Source organism: Streptomyces sp. PT12, assembly GCF_003311645.1.
Lineage (GTDB): Bacteria > Actinomycetota > Actinomycetes > Streptomycetales > Streptomycetaceae > Streptomyces.
Genome location: NZ_QEST01000198.1, coordinates 1 through 6251 on the forward strand (window position 1 = coordinate 1; position 6251 = coordinate 6251).

The 6251-nt window shown below is 67.2% G+C and carries 6 protein-coding genes and 2 pseudogenes; 2 read left to right on the forward strand and 6 right to left on the reverse strand.

The genetic code is table 11. The features are described from left to right. Positions 1 to 54 precede the first annotated feature (54 nt). The 3 genes and pseudogenes from DEH69_RS22805 to DEH69_RS22815 form a co-directional block, all read right to left on the reverse strand. Positions 55 to 657: pseudogene (locus tag DEH69_RS22805) on the reverse strand (transposase); the annotation flags it as partial. A gap of 375 nt (positions 658 to 1032) precedes the next feature. Then, positions 1033 to 1716 (reverse strand): SRPBCC family protein, encoded by a 684-nt coding sequence (locus DEH69_RS22810; RefSeq protein ID WP_113688880.1) that lies wholly within the window; start codon positions 1714 to 1716, stop codon positions 1033 to 1035. A gap of 405 nt (positions 1717 to 2121) precedes the next feature. Continuing rightward, a pseudogene (locus DEH69_RS22815) lies at positions 2122 to 2280 on the reverse strand (ISL3 family transposase); the annotation flags it as partial. A gap of 125 nt (positions 2281 to 2405) precedes the next feature. Between DEH69_RS22815 and DEH69_RS22820 the strand changes: the two are divergent. Continuing rightward, on the forward strand, positions 2406 to 2966 hold the full coding sequence (locus DEH69_RS22820; protein ID WP_113688881.1) for a zinc-binding dehydrogenase: 561 nt from the start codon (positions 2406 to 2408) through the stop codon (positions 2964 to 2966). A 180-nt stretch (positions 2967 to 3146) separates the two neighbouring features. On the opposite strand, the gene DEH69_RS22825 is transcribed toward DEH69_RS22820, so the two are convergent. The 3 genes from DEH69_RS22825 to DEH69_RS22835 form a co-directional block, all read right to left on the reverse strand. Then, positions 3147 to 3335 carry a helix-turn-helix domain-containing protein gene (locus tag DEH69_RS22825; protein ID WP_181727561.1) on the reverse strand — a complete coding sequence of 63 codons (189 nt, stop codon included), beginning with the start codon at positions 3333 to 3335 and terminating at the stop codon, positions 3147 to 3149. Positions 3336 to 3455: 120 nt separating this feature from the next. Then, the gene (locus tag DEH69_RS33680; protein ID WP_220131328.1) at positions 3456 to 3812 is read right to left on the reverse strand and encodes a transposase; all 357 of its coding nucleotides are present in this window, start codon (positions 3810 to 3812) and stop codon (positions 3456 to 3458) included. An 81-nt stretch (positions 3813 to 3893) separates the two neighbouring features. Continuing rightward, positions 3894 to 4505, reverse strand: a complete 612-nt coding sequence (locus DEH69_RS22835) for a TetR/AcrR family transcriptional regulator (protein WP_113688884.1) — start codon at positions 4503 to 4505, stop codon at positions 3894 to 3896. 63 nt (positions 4506 to 4568) lie between these two features. Between DEH69_RS22835 and DEH69_RS22840 the strand changes: the two genes are divergently transcribed. Next, positions 4569 to 6200: a GMC family oxidoreductase gene (locus DEH69_RS22840; RefSeq protein ID WP_113688885.1), complete on the forward strand. Its 1632-nt coding sequence runs from the start codon at positions 4569 to 4571 to the stop codon at positions 6198 to 6200. Positions 6201 to 6251: the final 51 nt, after the last annotated feature.

Here is a 6251-nt window from a genome sequence, read left to right on the forward strand (position 1 = left end):
TGCGTTGCGGGCATCGATCCCGTCACCCGATCAGTGGCCACGCTGAAAGAGCTCACTGTCCGCGTTGCGCGACCTCAGCAGGCCGGTCACCGGCTCCCCGCTTCCGCCGCTTCCGTAATCGACGAACCCCGTCAGGGGATGGTGCCCGAAGGCTTTCCTCCGTGTCGGCTTGGCGTCCCGCTTCTCGGAGTGGGCCACCACGAGAACCCCGTCCAAGTCCACGATCACCCGCCCCGCGGCATCCGGAGCCGCGTTCTTGGCCGTGTCCCAGACACGCTCGCGGGCTTCGGCCCGCCCGGGCCGTATCGCGGACAGGTCCTCGGCCCAACGACGGCGAGCGACGGCGAGGGTGTCGACGAGCCAGCAGACCGTCGGGTCGGAGGCCACCGGCCCGAACGCCGTCGGCTTCGGCCCGCAGCATCCCGACATCCGCGAGACAGTCACCGCCCGGCGCTACCGCGAGCGCCACGTCCAGCAGGATCTTCCCCGGATCGCGCACCGCCCGTGAACGGCGCCACGGCGCCACGGCGCCAGCACGGTCGATATCGCCCGATCCAGCCCGGCTTTGCGGACCGCCTCGACCAGCAGCGCGGCCCCTGCCTGGGACACCGCTCCGTGGTCACCACCCTCGACACGCACACGCGGGTGGGACCCGATAACGCTTCCTCACCTGAGAAGTGCCTCCGACGGTGGCAGGCACAAGGACGTGGACCATCCTCGTCCTTGCTGGTCAGAGCCACTTTCCGCGTACCGGACCGCCCCTCGGACAGCCCGCTTCATGAAAGCCCGAGGCCAAGGAGACCGATCGCGCGCCACGCATACAGCCGCCCCACCGGCCGCTCGGCTGAGCCGCAGAGGCTCGGACGAGGGCCCGGACCCACTTCACGGGACGGCCTCTGATGTGTCGACACAAGCCGAAGGACGTTCCCGAAACGGTGCGACACTCCGCGCCGACGGCGCGCGGCGGGGCCGGTGTGACGGTGCGAGCGCCTTGAGCGTCGCGACCGCCGTCCGCCGACCCCTGTCGCGGTGTCAGGACGCCGACTCGGCCTCGGCCTTCAGGTTGCTCAACCACACGTCAAGACCTCCGCCGAGCAGGGCCGCGACGGCGTCGAGGTCGGCGCCCTCCAGCGAGGCGAGCAGTTCGGAGTCCCAGGACTCCTCGGTGCGCACGAGGGTGCCGCCGTCGGTCTCGGTGAAGGTCCACAGGTGGACGCCCTCGTCGATCGTGACCGACTCCCCGATCGCGGGCCCCTGCCACAGCAGGCACCGCCCGGGTTCCAGCCGCTGCATGCTGGAGGTGATCGTCAGGGTGTCGGCGGGAGAGAACTCCGACTCGGGGACGGGAGTGGTCCACCGGAACTGCGACTCGGAGGTGAAGGGGCCTTCGTCCAAGCGTTCGATGGTCTGGACGGCCTCCTGCCACTCGCCCCAGTTCTCGACATCGGTCTGGACGTCCCAGACCCGGTCGATGGGTGCGTCGATCAGGATCTCGGTCGAGCGCGTGATGGGCGCCGAGTGATCGATGGTCATTCCGCCGCACTCGTCCTCCTGGGCGGTCGGCGGCGCCGTCGTGGCGGCGTCGGCGCCTCGCGCGACCTCGTCGGAGTCACCGCCGTCGGCGACGGAGACGCCGATCCCGACGGCCGCAGCCACGACCACGATGCCGATGGCGACCTTCACGACGGGACGGCGCAGCGAGCTGGAGATATTCATGTCGATCCCTGATCCCTGGATGTGCTGACGGCCGACCTGCGCGGACGTCCGGAAGGACCTGCACCTTCCAGTCGTTAACTTACGGCTGTAACGCTACGGTTGTCAACATACTTGGGAGCGGGCCACGGCTGCACCTCGAGGGGTTGAGTGCGCGGCCGGGCTGTTCCTCGTCCGGCCGCACATACCCGGTGGCCGCCCTTCGACAGGCGGTTCGGCTCACGGTCCCGCCGTGAAAGGTGGCGTGTGGTACCGGCTGCGAGAAGGTCGGCGCAGAGGAGCCCGCGCCGCCTGTCCGTGTCGTCATCGGTGGTTCTCCGGCGCCTCCGGTGTCGGCCGACGGCAGGCGCGCGGAGCTGTTGATGGCCGTTCGCAACGAGAAGGCGTTCGACGAGGCGTCCGGGCTCAGGGGAGGGTGAGGGCGGCGTTCACGGCGGCGCGGTCGAGTTCGAGGCCGTTGCAGAAGCTGTGCAGGTGGGGCAGGCCGACGGTGCGGACTGTGGTGATCCACTGGGTGAGCTTGTCGTTGTTGGCCTGGGCCGGGGTCAGGAGCGCGGCGAACTCGCCGGTCAGTCGTCGTTGGCGACCTGCCCGATCCCCAACCCGGCCCCGGCGAAGTCCGGATCAGAGCCGGGGCGTCCGGCATCAAACCGGGTGACGTGGGATAACGCTGGGGCCCGCCTGGGGCGCCCATGCCGTTTCCTCGGGTGATCCCGCACAGTGACGGCGCCGGAGTCATCGACGCCGTCGGCCCCGGTGTCGATCAGCAGCGGGTGGGACAGAAGGTGTGGTGCTACGGAGCTCAGTCCTACAGGCCGTTCGGCACCGCCGCGGAGTGCTGCGTCGTCCCGGAAGGGCTCGCCGTACAGCTCCCGGACAACGCCGACACGCACCTGCTCGACCAGGCCGCTTGCCTGGGCATCGCAGGCATCACCGGCTACCGGGCTCTCTTCGCCGACGGCCCGGTCACCGGATTGACCGCGCTGGTCTACGGCGCCGCCGGCGGAGTCGGATCCATCGCCGCGCACATGGCCGTACGCGACGGAGCCCAGATACTCGGAGTCGTCCGCACTGCGGCGCAGCGGGCCTTCGTGCGTGGGCTCGGGGCACACGAGGTGTTCCTTGCCGACGACCCGCACCTCGCAGACCGTATCCGGAAGGCGGCGCCCGAAGGTGTGCACCGCATCGCCGAGATCGACTTCGCCGGGCACATCGAACGCGGCACCACAGGACGCGTTGTCCTCCACATCTGACCACTCGTGCGCTGCCACCGCTTGTACGTGCGGCGGTGCTTCTGCTCCTGGCGCCGGATGAGCCCGTTGCGCGCCAGGACCCGGTGGACCGTCGCCCGCGCCGGTGCCGCACCAGTGCCAGTTCGGGCCACCTCGAAAGCGATGCGGCGGGCACCCCAGCGGGGGTTCGCCCTGTGCATCTCACACACCGGTGCCTCCACCTCGGAGGGAAGCCGGGGCCGGGCTGGTGCGCGGGCGCCGGGACTTCTCCCGCAGCCCTCCGAGCCCCTCGGCCTCGTGCTTCGACTTCCACGTGTAGACGGTCTGGCGTGACGCCCCGTACCGGACGGCGACCTCGCTGACCAGCGAGCCGTCGAGGACCTCAAGCACCGCCCGGTACCGCTGCTCGATTCGAACCTGGGTAGGCCGAGCCGTCAGACTTACAGTCTCCCCGGCACAAGCCTCTGACCAGGAGCTTTCCGGCTCCTGGCGCTCGCCACCCCACGAATGTCACAGAGACGCCAAGGGCCGGCTCTCGCCGGCGAGTAGCGGGTGATAGTCGCGTCCGGCCGGGATGTCGGGCGCCTGACGGGAGTTCAGGGTCGGACTGAGCGTGGGGTGGAACTCCTCCGTACGGTCAACAGGCCCGCAGTGGGTCGGGGCCAAGCGGTGGGCTGGTAGCGTGCAGCGTGGCCACGGCCCGTACCGCTCAGGCACATCCCGCCAGGCCGTCCCGGTACGGAACTTCCACACGATCCCGTTGAGGACCCTGCAGTCATCCAGCCACTTGCGCCCACGCGATGACACGGGCAGCAATGGCCGGACGAACTCCCACTCGGCATCGGACAGTTCGTGGCGACGTATCACCCGACCATGATCCACCACTCAAGATCATTTGAAGACACTGCCTAGGGTCCACCGAGAGGCAGGACGCGAGGACACGGCTACTCACGGGCGTCGCATCGTAAGAGCATGAGTGGCTTGAGAAACGAGCCATTGTCGTGCATTGTCGAGTGACCAACCCGCATCGCGGCGAAGCGCTCCCCAGGCCCCGTAGCCAAAGTAGAACCACAGCAGATTCCCCACATCCTCCGGATCGTCCCGCCTGGGGTCATCGAAGGCAACGATGCGAACTGCGGCTCTGTTAAGAGTTGCCCGGTATCGATTCGTCGCGGCAGCAAGCGCTTCGTGGGCGCCTTGATCGTGTGGTGCGGTCTCCAGAATGATCCGCATCGTACGACCATGCCGTTCATGGATGAGGGCGCTCGCGTGTCCTATCGCGGCGATCACCTCGGCCGCAGATTCGCATCCAGCAAGGACTGCGTCGACGTCGATTTCCGTTGCTGCTGATGCCCATCGGTTCATCAGCTCCCTCAAGATCCCGGATTTCCCTCCAGCGATCGCGTACACCGTCGCCGGAGATACATCAGCACGCTCGGCAATCTGTTCGACGGTCGTGGCGAAGAACCCATGCTGCTCGAACAGGTCCGCCCCTGCGTCAACGATGCCTTCCCGGGTGCGTGTGGCTCGCCGCGTCCGTCGCTCCTGTCCCGTCGTCATGCGCTCACCCTACTCTAGAGAGCGGCTCTGGTTTTTGGACCACCACTCTGATACACATAGGTGATGAACTCTGCAGGTCCCGATGTGGCCGACCCGTACGAGCTGGTCACCGCCGTGTCCGCATCCTTCTCCGAGCCCGTCCCTACAGATGTCGACGTCGTGATCGTTGGCGGGGGCCCTGCCGGCTCCGTGCTTGCGTCACGACTGAGCGCGAATCCTCGCCGACAAGTCCTGCTTCTGGAAGCCGGTGACACCACGGGTGCGGAACCGGCGTCTCAGGTTCCCGGGTTGGCGTTCGGCCTACTGACGGGGCGGAACGCATGGCCGGACATGACCGAACCTCAGCCCGCTCTGCACGACCGGCGCATCTATCTGGCCCAAGGCCGTGGACTTGGCGGTGGCAGCAGCATGAACATGATGGCCTGGTTCCGCGGCCATCCCGAGGACTTCACAGGGTGGGTGAAGGCCGGTGCCACTGGCTGGGGATGGGACGACGTCGTCGGCACATTCGATGCGATTGAGGAACGCGAACCTCGCGCCGGTCGTACAGGGCGGGGTGGCGTCATCGCTGTCACTCCTGCGAGGGACGTTTCCGCGTTACCCTTGACGTTCCTCGCCGGTGCGAAAGCGGCCGGAATGCCGATCAGTACTGACTTCAACGGCGACGTCCGCGAAGGTGCTGGCCTATTCGCCAGCAACATCCGCGAAGGACGCCGTGACAGCGTCGTCTCGGCATATCTCGCCTCTGCCCTGCATCGCCCGAATTGGCACGTTCGCACCGGTGTTACCGCGTCGAAGATCCTCCTCGAGCAAGGACACGCCACTGGTGTCCTCGCCCAGACCCCTACCGGGACAGTGGACATAACCGCGGCAAAGGTAATTGTGACCGCCGGCGCGATCCGCACCCCTCAACTGCTCATGCTCTCCGGAATTGGGGAAAGGGCACACCTGCACGACCGAGGGATCAGTCCGGTGATCGACCTCCCCGGCGTTGGCCAGAACCTGCAAGACCACCCGATGATCACGCCCGTGTGGTCGGTCATCGACGACAGCCCACTTGCAAACACCATCGGAGAGGCTGAGCAAACCGCCTACGCCCTCGCCCGTCGCGGCCCGCTCGCCACCATGTCACAAGCTGGAGCGATCTTCCGCACCGACCCAAACCTAGTCGCCCCCGACGTGCAGATGACCCTCACGCTGCTCGCTCTCGACGACGCCGGGCAGATCCGATCCGATCCCGTCATCACTGCGGCCCTGTCCGTACTCGCCCCCACCAGCCGCGGTACTGTCTCCCTCCGTCTCGACGACCCTGCCGGGCAGCCGGTCATCAACCCCCGCTACCTCACTACCGACCAAGACATGGCAGCTCTCCGAGCCGGGCTCCGCCACATCGAGCGCGTCTTCCGTGCTGGCCCCCTCACCACAGCGATCGGTGATGCCCTCTCCATCACGGACTTCTCCGATGACGATGAGCTCGACTCGTTTATCCGCGGCAACGCCACAACAGAATGGCACCCATGCGGCACCTGCCGAATGGGCACCGATCCTGACGCCGTCGTCGACCCGGAAACTCTTCTGGTCCATGGCACCGATAATCTGCACATCGCTGACTCATCCATAATGCCCACCGTCACCCGCGGCAACACTCAAGCCCCAGTTATCATGATCGCCGAACGTGCCAGTACCCGCATCTAACCTCGATCTTTCGTGGTGGGCCGCTGACGGAGTCGGGGCCCGTTCTGTTGT